The organism is Caballeronia sp. SBC1 (assembly GCF_011493005.1).
Lineage (GTDB): Bacteria > Pseudomonadota > Gammaproteobacteria > Burkholderiales > Burkholderiaceae > Caballeronia.
This window is the reverse complement of record NZ_CP049156.1, coordinates 227,872-248,185: the sequence shown is the minus strand read 5'-3', so window position 1 is coordinate 248,185 and position 20,314 is coordinate 227,872. Positions and strand designations below refer to the sequence as shown.

General features: G+C 60.0%; 20 protein-coding genes. 11 read left to right on the top strand and 9 right to left on the bottom strand.

The genetic code is table 11. From position 1 onward, the window contains the following. Position 1: 1 nt before the first annotated feature. Positions 2-241, top strand: a complete 240-nt coding sequence (locus SBC1_RS01155; protein WP_165085831.1) for a hypothetical protein — start codon at positions 2-4, stop codon at positions 239-241. 20 nt (positions 242-261) lie between these two features. On the opposite strand, the gene rfaE2 is transcribed toward SBC1_RS01155, so the two are convergent. The 3 genes from rfaE2 to SBC1_RS01140 all read right to left on the bottom strand — a co-directional run bounded on the left by rfaE2 (position 262) and on the right by SBC1_RS01140 (position 3,413). Next, positions 262-753, bottom strand: a complete 492-nt coding sequence (rfaE2, locus tag SBC1_RS01150) for a D-glycero-beta-D-manno-heptose 1-phosphate adenylyltransferase (RefSeq protein WP_165085827.1) — start codon at positions 751-753, stop codon at positions 262-264. A gap of 183 nt (positions 754-936) precedes the next feature. Further along, complete coding sequence (locus SBC1_RS01145; protein WP_165085819.1) at positions 937-1,821, bottom strand: ferritin-like domain-containing protein; 885 nt, start codon at positions 1,819-1,821, stop codon at positions 937-939. A gap of 554 nt (positions 1,822-2,375) precedes the next feature. Then, the gene (locus SBC1_RS01140; protein ID WP_165986977.1) at positions 2,376-3,413 is read right to left on the bottom strand and encodes a MerR family transcriptional regulator; all 1,038 of its coding nucleotides are present in this window, start codon (positions 3,411-3,413) and stop codon (positions 2,376-2,378) included. A gap of 297 nt (positions 3,414-3,710) precedes the next feature. Between SBC1_RS01140 and SBC1_RS01135 the strand changes: the two genes are divergently transcribed. Genes SBC1_RS01135 through SBC1_RS01120 form a run of 4 tightly spaced genes read left to right on the top strand, consistent with a single transcriptional unit; the run spans position 3,711 to position 7,681 of the window. After that, positions 3,711-5,006 carry an NAD(P)/FAD-dependent oxidoreductase gene (locus SBC1_RS01135; protein WP_165986975.1) on the top strand — a complete coding sequence of 432 codons (1,296 nt, stop codon included), beginning with the start codon at positions 3,711-3,713 and terminating at the stop codon, positions 5,004-5,006. Then, entirely contained in the window at positions 5,003-5,845 is an 843-nt protein-coding gene (locus SBC1_RS01130; protein ID WP_165986973.1) for a DUF1365 domain-containing protein, read from the top strand. Before SBC1_RS01135 ends, SBC1_RS01130 begins: the two co-directional genes overlap by 4 nt. A gap of 7 nt (positions 5,846-5,852) precedes the next feature. Then, a complete protein-coding gene (locus SBC1_RS01125; RefSeq protein WP_165085809.1) occupies positions 5,853-7,136 on the top strand; it encodes a cyclopropane-fatty-acyl-phospholipid synthase family protein in 1,284 nt (427 codons plus the stop codon). Continuing rightward, a complete protein-coding gene (locus SBC1_RS01120) occupies positions 7,067-7,681 on the top strand; it encodes a chalcone isomerase family protein (RefSeq protein ID WP_165085806.1) in 615 nt (204 codons plus the stop codon). Before SBC1_RS01125 ends, SBC1_RS01120 begins: the two co-directional genes overlap by 70 nt. Positions 7,682-7,732: 51 nt before the next feature. On the opposite strand, the gene SBC1_RS01115 is transcribed toward SBC1_RS01120, so the two are convergent. From SBC1_RS01115 to SBC1_RS01100, 4 genes are all read right to left on the bottom strand, one after another. Further along, on the bottom strand, positions 7,733-8,473 hold the full coding sequence (locus tag SBC1_RS01115; protein WP_165986971.1) for a PhaM family polyhydroxyalkanoate granule multifunctional regulatory protein: 741 nt from the start codon (positions 8,471-8,473) through the stop codon (positions 7,733-7,735). 69 nt (positions 8,474-8,542) lie between these two features. Beyond that, positions 8,543-9,370: an enoyl-CoA hydratase/isomerase family protein gene (locus SBC1_RS01110; protein ID WP_165085802.1), complete on the bottom strand. Its 828-nt coding sequence runs from the start codon at positions 9,368-9,370 to the stop codon at positions 8,543-8,545. A 24-nt stretch (positions 9,371-9,394) separates the two neighbouring features. After that, positions 9,395-10,573 carry an ABC transporter substrate-binding protein gene (locus SBC1_RS01105; protein WP_165986969.1) on the bottom strand — a complete coding sequence of 393 codons (1,179 nt, stop codon included), beginning with the start codon at positions 10,571-10,573 and terminating at the stop codon, positions 9,395-9,397. A 135-nt stretch (positions 10,574-10,708) separates the two neighbouring features. Next, the gene (locus tag SBC1_RS01100; protein WP_165986967.1) at positions 10,709-11,695 is read right to left on the bottom strand and encodes a fumarylacetoacetate hydrolase family protein; all 987 of its coding nucleotides are present in this window, start codon (positions 11,693-11,695) and stop codon (positions 10,709-10,711) included. A 296-nt stretch (positions 11,696-11,991) separates the two neighbouring features. On the opposite strand from SBC1_RS01100, the gene SBC1_RS01095 reads away from it, so the two are divergent. Continuing rightward, positions 11,992-12,864 carry an IclR family transcriptional regulator gene (locus SBC1_RS01095; RefSeq protein WP_165085796.1) on the top strand — a complete coding sequence of 291 codons (873 nt, stop codon included), beginning with the start codon at positions 11,992-11,994 and terminating at the stop codon, positions 12,862-12,864. A 199-nt stretch (positions 12,865-13,063) separates the two neighbouring features. After that, positions 13,064-14,296 carry a DUF3108 domain-containing protein gene (locus SBC1_RS01090; RefSeq protein WP_165986965.1) on the top strand — a complete coding sequence of 411 codons (1,233 nt, stop codon included), beginning with the start codon at positions 13,064-13,066 and terminating at the stop codon, positions 14,294-14,296. Positions 14,297-14,466: 170 nt separating this feature from the next. Here SBC1_RS01090 and SBC1_RS01085 read toward each other — a convergent pair whose 3' ends face one another. Continuing rightward, positions 14,467-14,637, bottom strand: coding sequence for a hypothetical protein (locus SBC1_RS01085; protein WP_165986964.1), 171 nt, complete (start codon positions 14,635-14,637; stop codon positions 14,467-14,469). 222 nt (positions 14,638-14,859) lie between these two features. Here SBC1_RS01085 and SBC1_RS01080 point away from each other — a divergent pair, with 222 nt between their 5' ends. The 4 genes from SBC1_RS01080 to SBC1_RS01065 all read left to right on the top strand — a co-directional run bounded on the left by SBC1_RS01080 (position 14,860) and on the right by SBC1_RS01065 (position 19,551). Beyond that, positions 14,860-15,117: a DUF3567 domain-containing protein gene (locus SBC1_RS01080; RefSeq protein WP_056358215.1), complete on the top strand. Its 258-nt coding sequence runs from the start codon at positions 14,860-14,862 to the stop codon at positions 15,115-15,117. A gap of 203 nt (positions 15,118-15,320) precedes the next feature. After that, on the top strand, positions 15,321-16,397 hold the full coding sequence (locus SBC1_RS01075) for a homocysteine S-methyltransferase family protein (protein ID WP_165085787.1): 1,077 nt from the start codon (positions 15,321-15,323) through the stop codon (positions 16,395-16,397). A 62-nt stretch (positions 16,398-16,459) separates the two neighbouring features. Beyond that, positions 16,460-19,177, top strand: coding sequence for a methionine synthase (gene metH, locus SBC1_RS01070; RefSeq protein ID WP_165986961.1), 2,718 nt, complete (start codon positions 16,460-16,462; stop codon positions 19,175-19,177). 155 nt (positions 19,178-19,332) lie between these two features. Further along, positions 19,333-19,551, top strand: coding sequence for a hypothetical protein (locus tag SBC1_RS01065; RefSeq protein ID WP_165085783.1), 219 nt, complete (start codon positions 19,333-19,335; stop codon positions 19,549-19,551). Positions 19,552-19,700: 149 nt separating this feature from the next. On the opposite strand, the gene SBC1_RS01060 is transcribed toward SBC1_RS01065, so the two are convergent. Next, on the bottom strand, positions 19,701-20,027 hold the full coding sequence (locus SBC1_RS01060) for a DUF1840 domain-containing protein (RefSeq protein WP_165085780.1): 327 nt from the start codon (positions 20,025-20,027) through the stop codon (positions 19,701-19,703). Positions 20,028-20,314 lie beyond the last annotated feature (287 nt).

Here is a 20,314-nt window from a genome sequence, read left to right as displayed (position 1 = left end):
CATGTTGCGCTGGCTGCTCGCCCTTTTATTTTTGGCAAACCTGTTGATGTTCGTTGTCGTGCAAGGCGTTTTCGGACCGCTTCCGGCGGCCGGCGGACGCGAACCGCAACATCTCGACCGGCAAGTCCACCCGGAACTGGTACGGGTTCGCCCGATCAGCCCCGAAGAAGCCGCGGATCAGGCCGTGGTCGGTGGTCCCGCGCCCGCGGCTGCCGTGCAGGCGGCGCCACTCACGCAATAAACTGTTTTCCAGCGACGCGCTTATTTCTCTGCGCCCTGCGTGCGCACTTTCTTGAGCAACGCGGTCGTCGAGCGATCGTGCTCGAACGCAATGGCCAGCGCCTTGCCGCCCCAGCTCCGCACCAACGCCGATTCCGCCAGCTTGTCCATGTCGTAGTCGCCGCCTTTCACCAGCACGTCCGGATGCAGTTCGCCGATCAGCTCCAGCGGCGTTGACTCCTCGAACTTCACCACCCAATCCACGCTTTCGAGCGCGGCCAGCAGCGCCATGCGGTCGTCTTCGCGATTGATCGGCCGGTCGTCGCCCTTGCCGAGCATGCGCACCGACGCGTCACTGTTCACGCCGACAATCAGCGTTGCACCTAGCGCTTTCGCATCGGCGAGATAGGTCACATGGCCGCGATGCAGGATATCGAAAACGCCGTTCGTGAAAACTACCGGCGACGTGAATTGCGGGCGCACAGCAGCGAGCGCGTCGCGCGTCATGATCTTGCGTTCGAAAGGAGCGGGCATGTCTGTCAACGATGAGGGATTCAGAAGGACCGTAGTGTGCCACGCGTGCCGGCGCGCGTTTATACGCACAGCGGCGCACAAGCATATTCAAGCGCGTTGCGCATGAAACGCCCCCTTCACAAACAAAACAGCCCGCCGGTCAAAAGCCAGCGGGCTGTTCAGAACAACAAGTTGGAATTCCCGTCAGGCCGGCAGTTGCGACGCGCCTTGTGCAGTTCCTTGCGCAGCTTGCAGGCGCAGCACGACTTCCTTGCGATACCTGTTCAATTCCTGCGCCGTGGCAAACGAGCGTTCGAACAGAATGGAAAGGTTATGCAGGATCCGTTCGACAACCTTCTTTTCCCAACTGTCGTCGAAGCGAATTTGTTCGTCGAGCCAGTGTTCGAGCCACTCCGGGTCCGGCAAACGCGACTGGATTGTGTCGCGCGGAAACAGCGCCTGATTTACGTGGAGATTGGTCGGATGCAACGGTTTTTCCGTGCGCCGTGCTGAAGCCATCAGGACACCGATCTTCGCGAACGCGGCACGCGCGATATCGCCGGTCTGCGTCATCGCTTTCTTCATGTAACGCAGATACGCGCCGCCGTGACGTGCTTCGTCGCGTGAAATGGTTTCGTAGATATGCTTGATCACCGGCTCCGTATGCCATTCGGCCGCGCGCCTGTACCAGTGGTTCAGGCGGATCTCGCCGCAGAAGTGCAGCATCAGCGTTTCGAGCGGGGGAGCAGGATCGAACTCGAAGCGAACGGCATCCAGTTCTGCTTCGGTCGGCACCATTTCAGGCTTGAAGCGGCGCAGGTATTCCATGAGCACGAGCGAATGTTTTTGCTCTTCGAAAAACCACACGCTGATGAACGCCGAAAAATCGCTGTCGTTGTGGTTGTCGCGCAGGAACATTTCCGTGGCGGGCAACGCGGACCATTCGGTGATCGCGTTCATCTTGATGGTCTTGGCTTGTTCGTCGGTGAGCAGCGCCGAGTCGAATTTGTCCCAGGGAATATCTTTCTCCATGTCCCAACGAACCGATTCCAGCGATTTATACAGTTCCGGATAAAGCATCGTGTTCATAGTCCACCCCTGGTTTGCAACGTAGTGCGACAGTTCTGTCTGTTGTAACTTTAGCCGGCTACGCGCGGAAATCCGCGCGGCCAGCAGCGAAGCTTTCAATTTTACGCGGGAATCAGGCGCTTAGATGCAAAAACGGTAAAGAAGCGCCTGTCGCGTCCCTCTGCGACTTTTTGCCCGTTGCAAACGCGCAGCGCAAGCCGCATTGCAATGTCTACCGTGGGTGAGGAGCGAACCCTGTGCCTGAGGTAAGTACGAAGCGCGAGCTGTGATGAAGCTCGTTTAAAGCCTTTTTTGATACTTTGTAAACCCTGCTCCTTGGCGAGGCTCTTGCCAACCCTCAGCGGCTAACCTGCTGCGTGCGCCGCGTGAAGCATGCCTTTTGCACGTGACAGGCGCAAGGCGCAACATGTTTTACGCCACACCTCGGCGAGACCATAAATTGTGCCCCTGGTCACGCCTGAGTGGCCTCGCTGCATCAACCTCTGCGTCAACCTTGATGTCAACCCTTATGCGAAGGGGACAATGCAGGGACGATGCAGCAAACTGCCCATCGATCATAGCATGGCGCTATGACGCCACTCCGCTACAGCCGCTTCAATCGGCTCAAGTCCCGCGACGCTCAACACGCCGTCAGGGAGCTTGCGCCGCAATGCGGGACTGCTGCCGCCGACCCAGATCGCCACTTTCGGCGGCAACGCCGCACGCAACTCCGTGAGTCCGTTGATCACGGCCTGCACAGGCATGGAAGCAGCGAACGACAGCGCGACGATCTCGATTTCATGGGCCGTAACGGCGTTCACAATGTCTAGCTGCGGGGTCTGCGTTCCTAGCGCCATGCACTCGCAATCGGCGAGCGCGAGCATGGCCTCCGCCATCAGGATGCCTAGCCCGTGCCCCTCGCCCGGCAGCGTGGTGAGCAGCACCCGCGGGTGCGTGCCGCGCCCGCGCAAAGCCTCGCATAGCGGGCGCATCAGCGAGCGCAGCGTGACCTGCATGGCTTCACTGAACAGATGCTCGTGATAAACCTGCAGCGTGGCTGCAGCCCATGCATTGCCCACCCTCGCCGACAGCGGCGCGGCCACGTCGAGAACGAAGCGCGCGAGCCCTTCGCGCGTGGCGCGCTTGAGCAGTTCGAAGCGGAAGTCGTCGTATCGGCCTACACGCAGCAACTCAACGAGCCGGTCGAGTTCAACGTCCGGCGCATCCTGCCCCACGCCTGAATCTTCAGCCAGTTGCCGCAGCCGCGCGATGGATTGCGGCAAAACTTTGCTCGGCCTGTGCCCTGCATCCAGCAAACGCTTGACCAGACGCAGCTTGGTCACCTGCTCCTGCGGGTAGAGCCGCTCGCCGCCTGAAGATCGCAACGGTTGCGGGAAACCGTAACGCCGCTCCCAGACCCGCAACGTGTCCTTCGTGAGCCCGATCTCGTGAGCAATCGCTCCAATACCAATGCCGACGCCCGCGATGCCCGTCACATCACTGTCCTCCGCCGTGCCCGCTGGGTCGGGATTCACCGGCGCTGGGCTTCCGGTTTCTGTCCCGCCAGCCACCGCAACGTTCAAGGGTAGACCGGTTTCTGATGTATTTGTCATGGACAAACTCTTGAATTAATAGATTCACAAATGGACTAAAAATCGCCACAAGCCGTATATCTATGGACTTTACCGGCAATTCGAAACATTATTAAATATAGACGAAAATTCTTATTTATGTTGGACAAAACGTCGTCAACGAGTGATCGTTTAATTCCGGCCACGTGCATCCATCGCGACCGGGATTGCGTAAATCACCTTGAACGCGGCATGAGCCGCCGCCGGTAGTTCCAGACAAAGAGCCGTCAGAGCCATCAGGCAGTCGACACAAAAGACAAAGACACACGGAGCAACGTCATGAAAGTTGCGGTAATTGGAGCGGGGATTTCTGGGCTGGCGTGCGCGTACCGGCTGGCAAAGGCCGAGGCAGGTATCGACGCGACGCTGTTCGAGGCCAACGGCTACTTTGGCGGTCACACGAACACGGTGGACGTGACACTCGATGGCATCACGCATGGCGTGGATACGGGCTTCCTGGTCTTCAATCACCGTACTTATCCGAACCTGGTGAAGCTGTTCGAAGAACTCGACGTCCCAACCACCGCGACCGATATGTCGTTTTCCGTCTCGCTGACGGACCGTCGGCTGGAATGGGCGGGCAGCGACCTGAATACGGTCTTCACGCAGCGCCGCAATCTGCTGCGCCCGTCATTCCTGCGCATGCTGGCCGATATCCTCCGCTTCAACCGCACGACCACCGCGCTGGCTCTGGCTGGCAAGGACGTTCAACTCGCCGAGCCGGTGAGCGTTTTTCTCGAACGCGAAAAGTTTTCGACGGCTTTCCGCGACTGGTACCTGCTGCCGATGATCGGTGCGATCTGGTCCTGCTCCACATCGCAGATGATGGCGTTTCCCATTGGCACGCTGATTCGCTTTTGTCATAACCACGGCTTGCTGCAGGTCAACGACCGGCCGCAATGGCACACCGTCAACGGCGGCGCGCGCGAATATGTGCGGCGCATGCTGCCCGTAATCCGCGATGCCCGCGTCGGTGCGCCCGCGACATCGGTGAGACGCAGCGCGCATGGCGTGGAGATCGATAGCGCGCGGGGTTTGGAACACTTCGATCACGTCGTGCTCGCGTGTCATAGCGATCAAGCGCTCGCCCTCCTCGCCGATCCCTCGCACGACGAATCGGCGACGCTCGGCGCGATCGGCTATGAACCGAATCGCGCGGTATTGCATACCGACGCTTCGTTGTTGCCGGCGCAACGCGCATGGTCGGCATGGAACTACGAGAGCCGCACCGGCGAGCTTGGGGGCGAGCCGCAGTTATGCGTGCATTACCTCATCAACAAGCTGCAACCGTTGCCGTTCAAGACGCCAGTCATCGTTTCGCTGAATCCGGTGCGTGAGCCGCGCCGCGAAACAGTGATGCGCGAGTTCGCCTACAGCCACCCTGTTTTCGATCAAGCCGCCGTCCAGGCTCAACGCGCTTTGCCATCGATGCAAGGCGTACGCAATACGTGGTTCGCGGGTGCATGGACCGGTTACGGTTTCCACGAGGACGGCCTGAAGTCGGGGCTTGAAGCGGCCGCGAAGCTGACCGCCATCGCGGCATTGAGCCACAACGCACAGGCGCTTGCAGCATGAGTACGCCCGCCCCCCAATCCTTCGATGCCCCCGACCTGCTGCTCGTCGGGTCCGTGCGACACAAGCGGCTGCGCCCAGCACGCAACGCGTTCTCCTACGGCGTCTACACGTTACGGCTACCGCTGCGCGCTCGCGCTGCAAGATTGGCCCAAGGTACTCAACGCGACTCGCGCCTGTTCGCGACCAATCGATTCGGCTTACTAAGCTTTTACGATAGCGACCACGGTGCCGATGGACAAACATCGCTTCAATGGATCGAATCGATGCTGCATGAAAACGGCATCCACGACGCCACCGGCGAGATCTTCCTGCACACGTTCCCGCGCGTGCTGGGCTACGTGTTCAATCCGGTGAGCTTCTGGTTTTGCGAGCGTGCAGACGGTGCGTTGCGCGCCGTGGTCTGCGAAGTGAACAACACCTTCGGCGAGCGCCATTGCTATCTGCTCGATCCAGGCAGCGGCGTCCTGAACGGCTCGCCGCTCACCGTCACCAAGGTTTTCCACGTGTCGCCGTTCTGCAAGGTGCAAGGGCATTACACGTTCCGCTTCATGTTTGCATCGCCGAAACGCGGTAAGCCGCTGCGCTCCCTCGCGCGCATCGACTATGACGACGGCGACGGTCCGCTGCTGCTGACCAGCATTGCGGGGAGCGCACGTCCGCTCGACGCCCACAACGTGCTGCGCGTGTTCTTCGGCTATCCGCTGATGACGTTCGGCGTCGTCGCGAAAATTCACTGGCAGGCGCTGAAGCTGTTCTTCAAGCGCGTGCCGTTCATGAGCAAACCCACTCCGCCGGCTGCGAACGTCTCGCACGAGCGGGCCGAATTGCCGACCAGGTGACTTGCAAATGTCGACACAGCCCTCCTCTTCTTCATCGCTTCGCAGTCCGGTTGCATCGTGGTTCATCCGGCCCTTGCTGCGGACTCATCGCGCGTGGCGCAAACCCGCGGCGGCGCGCATGGTGCTCAGCCTCTTGGGCCAGCTTCAATACGGCGTGCTCGATGTCCACCTCCCCGACGGCACCACGCGCCGCTTCGGACAAGCCGCCGACGCCCCCGGCAACCCTCCCTACGCGCGTGTTGTGCTGACCAACTGGAACGTGTGCGCAGCGGCGCTGAAGAGTGGCGATATAGGTTTTGCCGAGACCTACCTGGCAGGCGACTGGCATACCGACGATCTCGCCGCGCTGCTCGACATCATGGTGCGTAACCGCACGACGATCGAGGCCGTAGTCTACGGCTCGTGGTTCGGCAAGTTGACGAATCGCTTCCGGCATCTGCGCAATGCGAACACAAAGGAAGGCAGCCGGCGCAATATCCACGCGCATTACGACCTCGGCAACGCGTTCTACAAGCTCTGGCTCGACAGCACGATGACCTATTCGAGCGCCCTCTTCGACGGCTCGCCGGACCAGACGCTCGACGATGCGCAACGTGCGAAATACCGGCGGTTGTTGAACGAACTGGAGCTCGATGGCGTCAACCTGAACGTGCTGGAGATCGGCTGCGGCTGGGGCGGATTTGCGCAACTCGCCGCAAGCGAGGCGAAAGCAAACGTGACCGGCTTGACGCTGTCCACGGAACAACTGGCTTACGCGCAGCAGCGTTTGGCAGACGCGGGGCTCAGCGGCCAGACCGATCTTCGCCTGCAGGATTACCGCGATACCCACGGCCAGTTCGACGCGATTGCATCGATAGAAATGTTCGAAGCCGTGGGCGAGGAATATTGGCCAAGCTACTTTGAATGCATCAAGCGCAATCTCAAGCGTGGCGGGCGCGCATGCGTGCAGACGATCACCATCGACAACGCGCTGTTCGAGCGTTACAGGACGAGCACCGACTTTATCCAGCAGTATATTTTTCCAGGCGGTATGCTGCCTTCGCCTGCCGTGTTCGTGCAATCGGCGGAACGCCACGGGCTGAAAGTGGTCAACCAGTTCTCCTTTGGCCGCGACTATGCACGCACGCTCAGGATGTGGCGCAACGCGTTTGTTGCGCGGCTCGACGAGATCCGCGCACAAAGATTCGACGAACGATTCATCCGCTTGTGGGACTTTTACCTATGTTATTGCGAGGCCGCGTTCGCGCACTCGAACACCGACGTCATCCAGTTCACGCTGGAGCACGCCTGATTGCGAGAGCCGCCGCGCTCGCGCTGATCCTGATCGTCTTGCCGCTGCAGGCGTTTGCCTTTGACGCCGCGCCGGTCGTACGCCAGACGATTCCGCAAGCGCGCGTGCAGGGCGAAGGCGAGTTGCGCATGTACGGTTTTCATATCTACGACGCCAAGCTGTTTGTTGGGCCGACGGGTCTGTCGAGCAAGGAATTGACCGCGCGGCCGTTTGCGCTGGATATCGAATATGGGCGTGCGTTCAAGGGCGCCGCGATCGCCAAAAGAGGCCGCGAGGAAATGGACGACCTGAAGGTCGCCAGCAAGGCACAGACGGCGCAATGGCAAGAGCAGATGGAAAAGATCTTCCCGGACGTGCAGCCGGGAGATCATGTCATTGGCGTATTCGTGCCCGAACGCGGCACGACGTTTTATGCCGACGATAAAGTCATCGGCACTATTCCCGGCGACGACTTCGCTCGCGCATTCTTCTCGATCTGGCTCGATCCGCGCACATCGGCGCCGGGCTTGCGCAACCAGTTGCTCGCCAACGGCGCAGCGCAATAGGTTAGCGTTTCAACCGTATCGCCACGCCGCTTGAAGCATGGATAGCAAGGATCAAAGCGGCTTCTTTCGCGGTGCCGCTTTCTTGGCAGGCGCTTTCTTCGCTGCGGCTTTCTTGGCCGCTGGTGGCGCGTCAGTGTCTGGCGGCGCGTCGGCTTCGGGCGGTTCTACATCGTTATCGTCGTCATCGCCGTTTTCGTCTTCATCCGTGCTCATGCTCGGCGTCGCCGCGCCGGCATGTTGTTGCGCCATCGCCAAGGTCGCAAGGCTGTTGAATTGCGACTGAAGCATGTTCCACCAGCCCGAAGGATCGAATGAAGCGTCGTTCACGCCGGCTTCATTTGGCGCGTCAGTGTCCGGCTGCGGCTGCGCTTCCGCCTTCGGCTTTTCCGCTGGCGGCACTGGCCACCCGGAAGTAACCGATGATGGCGCCGGCGATGAAGCCTTCTCCACCGACGACTGCGCGAACGCACCGAACGCGCGCAACGTGGCAAGCGTCGCGCGCTGCACTTCCAGCGCCTGGATAGCCGATTGCAGCATGTTCAGGTTGAGCTTGAGCCATTGCTCCACCGCGCGCATATCCTTGATGCGCTTGTCGAGCTCTTCCACGTTCGTAAGCGGCGCGAGCATGTCGGACATCATGGACAGCGACGGAGACCCTCCCGGTGTCGCGGCGGCCGCGAACGGGTTCAGCTTCATCATGTCCCACATCTTTTCCATCATGTCGCCCTGAGGGAAACCGGTCATGCCTGGGAAGCTTCCAAAGGGCGGCGTACCACCGGGCGTATCGGCCATGAGACTTTCTCCTTGATGCTGCGGGTACGTATCGGGTAGAGGGGAAACCACAAATTGGTCGATGCAGATCTAAAACGGCGATCCGCCCGGGAAATTCGGCGCGCGCCGCTCACGCAGCGACTTGACGCCTTCCTGCACATCGGGCCCGGAAAAGCCCATGAATTCGAGCGCCAGCGACGTATCGAAGGCAGGTCCTGCCGTTCGCAACCAATTGTTCAGCGCGTATTTCGTCCAGCGGATGGCCGTCTGCGACCCTTGCGCCAGACGATTCGCGACTTCAATGGCTTTCGGCATCAGTTCGATCTCGTCCACCGCGAGCGACACCAGCCCAATACGTTCCGCTTCCTCGCCGCTCACCGGTTCGCACAACAGCAGGTAATACTTCGCTTTCGCCATGCCGCACAGCAACGGCCACACGATTGCCGCGTGATCGCCAGCGGCCACGCCAAGCCGCGTGTGTCCATCAATAATGCGCGCGGTTTTCGCCGCAATCGAAATATCGGCGAGAAGACCTGCAACCAGTCCCGCGCCAACCGCCGGCCCGTGCATCGCCGAGACGATCGGCTTGCTGCAGTTGATCACGTTATAAACGAGATCGCGCGCCTCGCGCCAGACCCGCGCGCGGACCTCGAAGTCAGAGGCCATCTGTTCGACCAGATCCAGGTCGCCGCCGCCCGAAAACCCCTTGCCCTCGCCGCGAATCAACGCCACGCGCGTGTCCGGATCGCGATCTATATCGCGCCAGATATCCGCCAGTTCGCGATGCATGTTCGCGTCCGCCGTCGCGAGTCCGCTTTTGTTCGCGCCCGCGCCGTTCATCACGATTTCGAGCACACCGTGGTCGTGCCGCCGTAATTCCAGCGACGTGTAATGTGAGTACAGGGAAAGGTCGCTCATGGCCGTGCCTCAGCTAAACGAAAATCAACGCGGTTGATAGATCCACTTGCCGTTCTCGATCTCCGCGATCACGCGGGCGCGTTGATCGAGACCAATATGATCGTTCGGCGTCATGTTGACGAGACCGTTCGAGTCCGCAAAATTCTTCGTGTTTTCGAGCGCATCGCGTAAAGCGCCACGGAACTCGGGCGTGCCCGGCGCGCCCGCCTTCAACGCAATCGGCACCGCGCGGTTCAGCAACATGCCCGCGTCCCAAGCATACGAGCCGAATGCCGAAACTGTACCCGCGCCGTACTTCGTTTCATACAGCTTGATGTACTCGAGCGCGAGATGTTTCGCAGGATGATCGTCGGGCAGTTGCGACGCTACCAGCACCGGGCTCGCCGGCAAGAACGTGCCGTTGCAATCCGCGCCGCACACGCGCAGGAAGTCGCGATTGCCCGTGCCGTGGTTATGATAAATCGTGCCTTTGTAACCGCGTTCTCTTAATGTTTTCGGCGGCAGCGCGGCGGGCGTTCCCGCTGCACCGACCACCACTGCGTCCGGCTTCGCCGCGATGATTTTCAGCACCTGTCCGGTCACGCTCGTGTCCGTCCGGTTGAAGCGCTCGTTCGCCACCATTGTGATGTGGTGGAGCTGCGCGAACTTTGCTACCTCTGCATAAAAGGTCTCACCGAGCGCGTCGGCCTGGCCGATGTACGCCATCGTTTTCACGCCGTGATTGCTGGCATGTTCGGCAATGGCGGACGCCATCATCGCGTCGGTTTGCGGCGTCTTGAAGACCCAGTGGCGCTTGGCATCCACGGGTTCAATAATCTTCGATGAAGACGCGAGCGAGATCATTGGCGTCTGGCCGTCGGCGACCACATCGATCATGGCAAGCGAGTTCGGCGTAATCGATGAACCGATGATCGCGTCCACGTGATCTTCGGAAATCAGCTTCTTCGTGGTCTGGACGGCCTGCGTTGTGTCGGAGGCGTCATCGAGAATGATGTAGTCCACCGGGCGCCCGCCCATTTCCTTCGGCAGCAGCGCGACGGTGTCGCGTGCCGGAATGCCAAGCGACGCCGCCGGCCCCGTCAACGACAACACCAGCCCGATCTTCACATGCGGCGTCTGCGCCCAGGCTACCGTTGAAAGTGTGATCAAAACACCCGCCGCCAACTGCCTGAACGCCGTTCCCCATCTGCCGCCTGACTGCATCGAAGTCTCCTTGTTATGGGTGCGCCGACGCAGTTTTTTGTAAGCGTTTCGGCGCAATGCGGCTAAGTGTAGGGCGGCGCAGCATGTGAGCGCATCGGGCGAAACCCCTTACTGGCGGCGTCGCTAATTCGTCGGTTACTCGTTCAGCGCCACGACCGACTGATCGATTGCGCCAAAAATCGACTTGCCCGCTTCGTCGAAGATTTCGATCTTGACGCTGTCACCGAACTTCATGAACTCCGTTGTGGGCACACCGTGTTCAATGGTCTCCAGGCAGCGTTTCTCGGCGATACAGCAGTAACCCCGCTTCGTATCCTTGTTCGACACCGTGCCCGAACCGACGATCGATCCCGCGCGCACATTGCGGGTTTTGGCCGCGTGCGCGATCAGCTCGCCGAAGTTGAACACCATGTCGGTGCCGCAATCGGGCTGGCCGACTTTCTTGCCGTTCCAGTGCACGATCATCGGCCGATGCACACGGCCCTCGCGCCACGCCTCGCCAAGTTCGTCCGGCGTGACCGCGACCGGCGAGAACGCCGTGGCCGGCTTGCTCTGGAAAAACCCGAAACCTTTGCCGAGTTCCGCGGGGATCAGATTGCGCAGCGAGACGTCGTTGACCAACATCAGCAGGCGCACGTGCCTGAGCGCGTCGGCGGGTTTGACGGCCATCGGCACGTCGGTCGTGATGACGGCCACTTCGGCTTCGAAGTCGATGCCGTAGGCCTCCGATGCACACACAATATCGTCCGTGGGTCCGAGAAAATCGTCACCGCCGCCTTGGTACATCAAGGGATCGGTCCAGAATTCAGGCGGCATTTCCGCTTTGCGGGCGCGTCGCACGAGTTCGACGTGGTTCACGTAAGCGGAACCGTCGGCCCACTGAAACGCGCGGGGAAGCGGCGCCATGCAGGCTTTGGGGTCGAAGGCGAACGAGTGGCGCGCGCGGCCCTGGTTCAGCGAATCCGAGAGGTCCAGCAACTGCGGCGCGTAAAAAGTCCAGTCGTCCAGCGCGCGTTGCAGCGTCGGCACGATCGCTTCGGCAATGGCCGCCGTGCGCAAATCACGCGATACAACGACCAGTTGGCCGTCACGGGTTCCGTCCTTCAGCGTGGCAAGTTTCATAAACCGTTTTGTACGTTTAGTGACGATGGAGGAAATCTATTTTACGATGGTGAATCATGTCGGGGAGGTTTTGGGATGATTCGGGCTGAGGCGGTGGAATGGTTCGCTGCGTTTGCCGGTTCGTTTGCAGAGTTGATGGACGGCCGTTTTGAGCGGTGACGGCTTTTGCCGGTTGCCGTTTCCATGGGGTCGCACCCGCCGTTCCCTCAGCGGTTGACTGCCGCCACTCAGGCCGCTCGCGCGCCTCCGACCTAACCTTGTTTTGTGAACCGGCTCGCGCCGTTATCGATTTCTCCATGCACTCTCCCAGCCGTCCCGGTTCGTCCGCGTTGCCCTTATCCGAACAGGCGGAAGCCGACGATGCCCTCGGCCTCGCAGATTCCTCCGACACTACCGACATCGCCGAGGAAAAATCCCGCTCCGGCATCCAGTCGATCGAAGTCGGCTTCCGCTTGCTCGACGTGCTGACGAACGAGCCGCGCGCGATGATGCTGCGCGATCTCGCCCAGCGCGCCGGCATGAGTCCGGCGAAGGCGCATCGTTACCTGGTGAGTTTCCTGCGGCTTGGCGCAGTCTCGCAGGACCCGGTGTCCGGGCGTTATGAGCTTGGTGGTTTCGCGTTGCAGATGGGTTTGGCACGGCTTGCTCGTGTCGATGGAGTAAAGCTCGCACGCATCGCGCTGACGGGATTGCGCGATCGCCTGGATATGACGGTGGGGATCGCGGTATGGGGCAATCAGGGGCCGACGGTCGTGCACTGGATGGAGTCGAGCTATCCCGCGAAGGCTTCGTTGAAACTGGGCGATGTCATGCCGCTGTTGTCATCGGCGACGGGTTTGCTGTTTGCTGCGTGGCTGCCGCGCAGCAAGACGCAAGCTATGCTCGATCGCGAACTCGCCGCCACGCGACAGTCAATGGCGGACATTGAACCGGTGCTCGCCGAGATTCGCGAACACGGCGCGGCGCGGGTGGAGGGCATGTTGCTGCCGACCATCCATGCGTTCTGCACGCCGGTGTTCGACTCAACAGGCGATCTCGCGCTCGGGTTGATTGCGCTTGGCCACGAAGGATCATTCGATACCCGCTGGGGCGGCGAAATTGACACCGCCTTGCGAGAATGCGCTGGACAACTTTCTTACGAACTCGGGTATAAGCCGGGCGAACGGTAAGACTTGAGGATCGCACGATGCTTCGCGAGCGCGGAACATCGTCGCGTGCCCGGGAGTCATATGCGTTTCGTGCGCGTTTCGCTTTCGTGCGCGTTTAGCTTGTCCATCTGATCATTCGCGTTCTGTCATGATCGTTGCCGATTGTTCCCCGGGCAGTGTTTTACCGCCTGCCCGACCACGCGCGTTTCCGAGCTAGCCGATGCCGTACTCCCTGCTTCGCCGCCGTCGCGCCCTTTCCGGCGCATCGTCCGACAATTCATCCGCCGACCATTCCCTTCGATGGGTGGTGTGGCTGGCCGTGCTTCTGGTTGTTCTGGCACTGCATTGGGTCGCGGGGCGATGGGTGGACAGGAACAGGAGCGCGTCGAATCCGGAGCCGGCTGAACATGTGCCGGTGCAAGTCGAGTTGCTGACGCCCAAGCCGATAGCGCAAACGCCGAAGCCTGTCGCGCCGGCTCCGCCCGTGGTCAAGCCCAAGCCGGCGCCGCAACCCCGACCGACGCACGCCATCACGACAGCGCAAACTGAACAAGCGGTGCAGGCGGCACAAGCGGTGCAGGCAGCACAAGCAGCTCAGGCCGAGCAAGCAGCTCAAGCGGCCCAAGCAGCAGCCCAAGCAGCCGCGAAAGCAGCAAGTGACGCTGCAGCCTCTCAAGCAGCCGCTGCCGCAGCCGCCGCAACCGGCGATAAATTCAACGTCCCGCCTTCGGGCGAGCTTCGTTACGACACGCGGATCAACGGCGTGATGAACCAGGTCGGCAATATCCACTGGATCAACGACGGCCAGCACTACGAGATGGTCGTGTCCATCCCCTTGCCGTTCGTCGGACCGTATGTGTATTCCAGCAAAGGCCATATTGACGGTTTCGGCATTGCACCCGAGCAATACTCGGAGCAGCGTGGCCGCCGCGCCGCCGACATCACTGTCTTCGATCGCACCACGAAGCAACTGGTCTACACACGCACACCGAACAACCAGCCGCTCGCCGATGGCGCGGAAGACCGTTTCAGCGTTGTCATGCAGTTGTCGAGTCTGGTGCGCGGCTCGCCCGATACCTACAAGCCCGGCGTAGTACGTCAATTCAGTGTTGCCGATAACGACAGCAACGAGATCTGGCCGATAGAAACCGTCGGCGATGAAAACGTCCAGACTGCTGACGGCAACGTAGAGGCTCGCCATTTCACCCGCCTGCCACGGCGCGAAGGTGATCGCCGGCGCCTGGACATCTGGCTTGCGCCCACATTGGGCTGGTTGCCCGTGCGTATTCTGCAGACAGAGCCGAACGGCATGCAGATCGAAATGCTCTGGCGCGGCAAGCTGCAGCCGCCATCCGCCACGCAGGGCCAATCCGGTGCAGGCACGCCGGATGCGTCTGAAGATGCAACACCAGCGAATGCAACACCCGCCGCGCCTGGATCCGATAAACCTTGATGCCTGCTCGTTTTAACGCAGGCTTAAGTCAGGCCGGGTAATGTGAAGAAGGTAAAGATTTGACGAAAAACTCCGTTAAACAGGTGATGCGAGAGCGTGCGCGGATGTGTGAGGATAGTTCGATCCCGAACTGATGCTGCTTCTCAACAGGGCCAGTATGAACGTACCGATCAAGCCGCCATGCACGGGGTGAAGTGGTTGTAAGTACATCGGTTGAAGGTTTCGCCAAGGTCGCCGAAGCGATCCGCGATTTCGATCCGAGAGGCCAATTGACATCGATTAAAACGCCGCAGCGGGTCATTGCCGCCGATGCAGACGAAAACGGTGGCGGATTCGATCATGAATGCAAGATTCGCAATACTTTACGCGCCACATCTGTCCCCAGTAGAAGAAACACAGCGTTTCACGGCACTTCTGGAAACATTTTTGCGAGAGAATGTCTAACAAAGGTCCTCGATGGGCTTTCGGTCTCAACGTCGAGGCCACCCCTTGAATTCCAACCCAAACGCTCAATGTAAGACGGTGAAACGCCTTACGGGCAAACAGGAATAAGGAGTGTCGCCATGCAAATGATCTACAACAGCCCTAACTATTGTGTAGTCGAATTCCCGCCGCAGGACAATCATCTCGCGATGAAAGCGGGGGGTTACGAGATCGTGGACAAGACCATGCAGCGTGAAATCTTCATTGACGGCGCACTCGCGGCGCGTTTTCGCGAGCATGTCCAGAAGTTGATGCAGGAAGAACAATCGTTGGAGGACGTGGACGAGTTTCTCGGCCAGTTCGACATCTTGATGAACCAGCCGGTGATCCTCCATTAAGCGCTGTACTCCGCGCTGTAGCTTGGCCAAGCGGTAAGAAACACCCAGCGACACACCCCTAAAAACCCCGCCACGAAAGTGGCGGGGTTTTTTGTTCATGGCGCTTGATTGCCGGTGTTTTGCAAAGCGCCATAAGAAAGCGGTCGTGCCCTACTACAGATACAATGTCAGGTTATTTCAGCCTGTTTGGAGCCATGTCGATCATGAATCCGTCCCGCGAAACTGTCGCCCCGAAATCTGCCGCAGAACGCCGCCCATACACGCGCGGCGCCGTGTTGCCTGCTCTTTTGCAACAACGCATTCTCATTCTCGACGGCGCGATGGGCACCATGATCCAGCGCTACAAGCTCAACGAAGCGGCGTATCGTGGGGAACGTTTTGCTGATTATCCCCGCGATATCAAGGGCAACAACGAGTTGTTGTCGATCACGCAACCACATGTGATTCGTGAGATTCATGACCAGTATCTGGCTGCCGGCGCGGACATTCTCGAGACGAATACCTTCGGCGCGACGACCGTGGCGCAGGCCGATTACGGCATGGAATCGCTGGCGGTCGAAATGAACATGCAGTCGGCGAAACTCGCGCGCGAGGCTTGCGACAAGTACTCGACGCCGGACAAGCCGCGCTTTGTCGCGGGCGCGATCGGACCGACGCCAAAGACTGCGAGCATCTCGCCGGACGTGAATGATCCGGCCGCGCGCAACGTGACCTTCGACGAACTGCGCCAGGCCTATTACGAGCAGGCGAAGGCGCTGATGGATGCGGGCTGCGATCTGTTCCTGGTTGAAACCATCTTCGACACCTTGAATGCAAAGGCCGCGTTATTCGCGCTCGATCAGTTGTTCGAGGACACGGGTGAACTGCTGCCCATCATGATCTCGGGCACGGTCACCGATGCTTCTGGGCGCATCTTGTCGGGGCAGACGGTCGAGGCGTTCTGGAACTCGCTGCGTCATGCGCGGCCATTGACGTTTGGTTTGAACTGCGCGTTGGGTGCGGCGCTGATGAGGCCGTATATCGCCGAGTTGTCGAAGCTCTGCGATACATACGTATCGTGTTATCCGAATGCGGGTTTGCCGAATCCCATGAGCGATACAGGTTTCGATGAAACACCCGATGTCACGTCCAGCTTGCTGAAGGAATTTGCGCAGGCGGGGCTCGTGAATCTGGCGGGCGGGTGCTGCGGGACGACGCCGGAACATATCGCGGAAATCGCGAAGGCACTGGCGGACGTGAAGCCAAGGAAGTGGCCGTCGCATTATCGTGAAGCAGCCTGACTGCCAGATACGACACCCAAGCCCCTCGACAAGACAATCACGCTGCAACGCCCAGAGACACCATGACCGATCACACCATGCGCCTTTCCGGCCTCGAGCCGTTCAACGTCACCGACGGTTCGCTCTTCATCAACGTGGGCGAGCGGACCAACGTGACGGGATCGAAGGCGTTCTCACGCATGATCCTCAACAACCAGTTCGACGAGGCGCTCGCCGTCGCGCGACAACAGGTTGAGAACGGCGCGCAGATCATCGACATCAACATGGACGAGGCCATGCTCGATTCGAAAGCGGCCATGGTCCGGTTCCTGAACCTGATCGCGTCCGAGCCGGATATCTCGCGCGTGCCGATCATGATCGACTCGTCGAAGTGGGAAGTGATCGAAGCGGGCCTGAAATGCGTGCAGGGCAAGGCGGTCGTGAACTCGATCTCGCTGAAGGAAGGCGAAGACGCGTTTCGCCATCACGCCACGCTGATCCGACGCTATGGTGCCGCCGCGGTCGTAATGGCCTTCGACGAAGACGGCCAGGCCGACACCTACGAACGCAAGACGCAAATCTGCAAGCGCTCGTACGATTTCCTCGTGAACGAAGTGGGCTTCCCGCCGGAAGACATCATCTTCGATCCGAACATCTTCGCGATCGCCACGGGCATTGAAGAGCACAACAACTACGCCGTCGACTTCATCAACGCCACGCGCTGGATCAAGGAAAACCTCCCGTACGCAAAGATCAGCGGCGGCGTGTCGAACGTGTCCTTCTCGTTTCGCGGCAACGACCCGGTGCGTGAAGCCATCCACACCGTGTTCCTCTACCATGCGATTCAGGCGGGCATGGACATGGGCATCGTGAACGCGGGTCAGCTCGGCGTATATCAGGATCTCGATCCCGAACTGCGCGAACGCGTGGAAGACGTGGTGCTGAATCGTCGTGAGGACGGCACGGACCGTCTGCTGGAAATCGCCGATAAATTCAAAACCGGCGCCGCGAAGAAAGAAGAGAACCTCGAGTGGCGCAACCAGCCCGTCGATCAACGCCTCGCTCATGCGCTCGTTCACGGCATCACGAACTTCATCGTGGAAGACACCGAGGAAGTGCGCGCGCGCATTGAAGCCGCAGGCGGCCGGCCGATCAACGTGATCGAAGGGCCGTTGATGGACGGCATGAATATCGTCGGCGACCTGTTCGGCGCGGGCAAAATGTTCCTGCCGCAAGTGGTCAAGTCGGCGCGCGTGATGAAGCAGGCCGTGGCGCATTTGATTCCGTATATCGAGGAAGAAAAGAAGCGCATGGCCGACGCCGGCGAAGACGTCCGGCCGAAGGGCAAGATCGTGATCGCGACCGTGAAGGGTGACGTGCACGACATCGGCAAGAACATTGTCTCGGTCGTGCTCCAGTGCAATAACTTCGAAGTGGTCAACATGGGCGTGATGGTGCCCTGCGCCACCATCCTCGCAATGGCGAAGGAGCAAGGCGCGGACATCATCGGCTTGTCGGGGTTGATTACGCCAAGCCTCGAAGAAATGGCCTACGTTGCGTCAGAAATGCAGCGCGACACCTATTTCCGCGACAAGCAAACGCCGTTGCTGATCGGCGGCGCAACCACTTCACGCGTGCACACAGCAGTGAAAATTGCCCCGCATTACGATGGTCCGGTGGTCTATGTGCCGGATGCGTCGCGGTCGGTATCGGTGGCGTCGAGCCTGCTCTCCGACGATGGCGCGAAGAAATACCTCGAAGACCTCAAGACGGACTACGAACGCATTCGCACGCAGCACGCGAACCGCAAGGCGACGCCCATGGTTACGTACGCCGAAGCGCGCGCGAACAAAACGAAACTCGACTGGGCAAGCTACGAGCCGAAAAAACCGACGTTCATCGGACGGCGCATTTTCAAGAATTACGATCTCGCGGAGCTGGCGAACTACATCGACTGGGCGCCGTTCTTCCAGACCTGGGATCTCGCCGGCGCATATCCGGCCATTCTCAACGACGAGATCGTGGGTGAATCCGCGCGGCGCGTTTTCTCCGATGGCAAGTCGATGCTCTCGCGCATCATCCAGGGCCGCTGGCTGCAGGCGAACGGCGTGGTGATGCTGCTGCCGGCGAACACGGTGAACGACGACGACATCGAAATTTATACCGACGATACCCGCACGCAAGTCGCCATGACATGGCGTAACTTGCGCCAGCAAACCGTGCGTCCGATCGTGGATGGCGTACAGCGTTCCAACCGCTCGCTCGCGGATTTCATCGCACCAAAGGACTCGGGCGTGGCGGATTACATCGGCATGTTCGCGGTGACAGCGGGCCTGGGCGTCGACAAGAGAGAGAAGCAGTTCGAAGCCGATAACGACGACTACAGCGCGATCATGCTGAAAGCGCTGGCCGATCGTTTCGCCGAGGCCTTCGCCGAAGCACTGCACGCGCGCGTGCGTCGTGAACTGTGGGGTTACGCGGCCGGCGAATCACTCGACAACGCCGCGATGATCGAAGAAAAGTATCGGGGGATTCGTCCGGCGCCGGGTTATCCGGCGTGCCCAGATCATTTGGTGAAGCAGGACATGTTCGACGTGCTGCAAGCCAACGAGATCGGCATGACGGTGACCGAGTCGCTGGCCATGTTGCCGGCGGCCAGTGTGTCGGGCTTTTACATCGCGCATCCGGAGAGCACGTACTTCTCGGTCGGCAAGATCGCCGACGATCAGGTGGAAAGCTTCGCGCAACGCATGGCAATTTCGAAGAACGACGCAGAACGCGCACTGGCGCCCTTACTCTAGGCAAAAAGCAGGCATCGGCAATACCGGGAATCACAAAAACGCAATATTGGCGAACTCTATTACGGTTATTTTGACTTTCCTTACACTCGAAGTAGTGCAAAGGCCGTCATGGCGGCGGTCACGCATTCCTTCAATCGTCACGGAGAAAGTCGAACATGATCAAGCTGACGCCTGTCCTCGCCGTTGCTGTTGCTGTGCTATTCACGTCGGGAAGTCCGGCTGCCTTCGCGCAAGGCGACGTCAAGCCGGGCACGGGCGCAAGCTCGACCACCGCGTCAAGCTACTCGCCGCCCGTCGTCGAGCACAAGAAGAAACCCCGCAAGCCGCGTGCGAAAAAAGGCACAAGCATGCCGGCGTCCGGAGCCTCGCAATAAAGCGCTGCGTTCAAGGGCGCGATACCCGGTGTTCCGTATTCATCGGAACAAAAAAACCCGCATCGGCAACGAGGCGGGTTTTTTAATACTGACTCACTGGTGCGCTTCAGGCTCACCCAGCGAGCAAATCCCGCCACGTCACCCGAGGCTCAAACGCCCCACAGAATGTCACCCTCGGCCTGATGAGCGACGCGCATCATGTCGAGGAACGGGTACGCGCGCTGCGCCAGCCCGACGGGAATCTCGTGCGGTTCATGGCCGGGTTCGCCTTCGTGGAAGTGGCCGTCGTGTTCGGCGCGTTCCTGTTTGTCCGTCGCAACCGCCGACTCCAGCTTCTGGATGCATTCAGGCAGTTCTTCATGCGTAATGACACCGCGCTCGCCAAGCCGCTTACCGATGATGCCAAGCAGGTAGTCAGCAAGGTTGTCGAGCATCTGAACGTCTGGTGCAGCTCTGGTTTTAAATGTGATCAGCATGGCAAGGTCCTTCCCTTATGTTGGCCTTTTGTGGCTAATGAGCGAGATGCGTCAAGCGTGGCTACAACCCAGGCCACCCCATCACATGCTGGCGCATTGTTTTATTTCCTGACTCGTTTTCCCGACTCGACCCTGATTCGACATATTAGCACCTGCTAAAATCCCGATTTACCCGAGCAAATGTTGCACCGGTTACAAAACCCCGGTTCTGGCAGTATGGCTGCAACCGGCTCCGGCTATGCCTCCGGACGCGCTTACGCAGACGTGCGTTGCGTCCCGACCGAGTG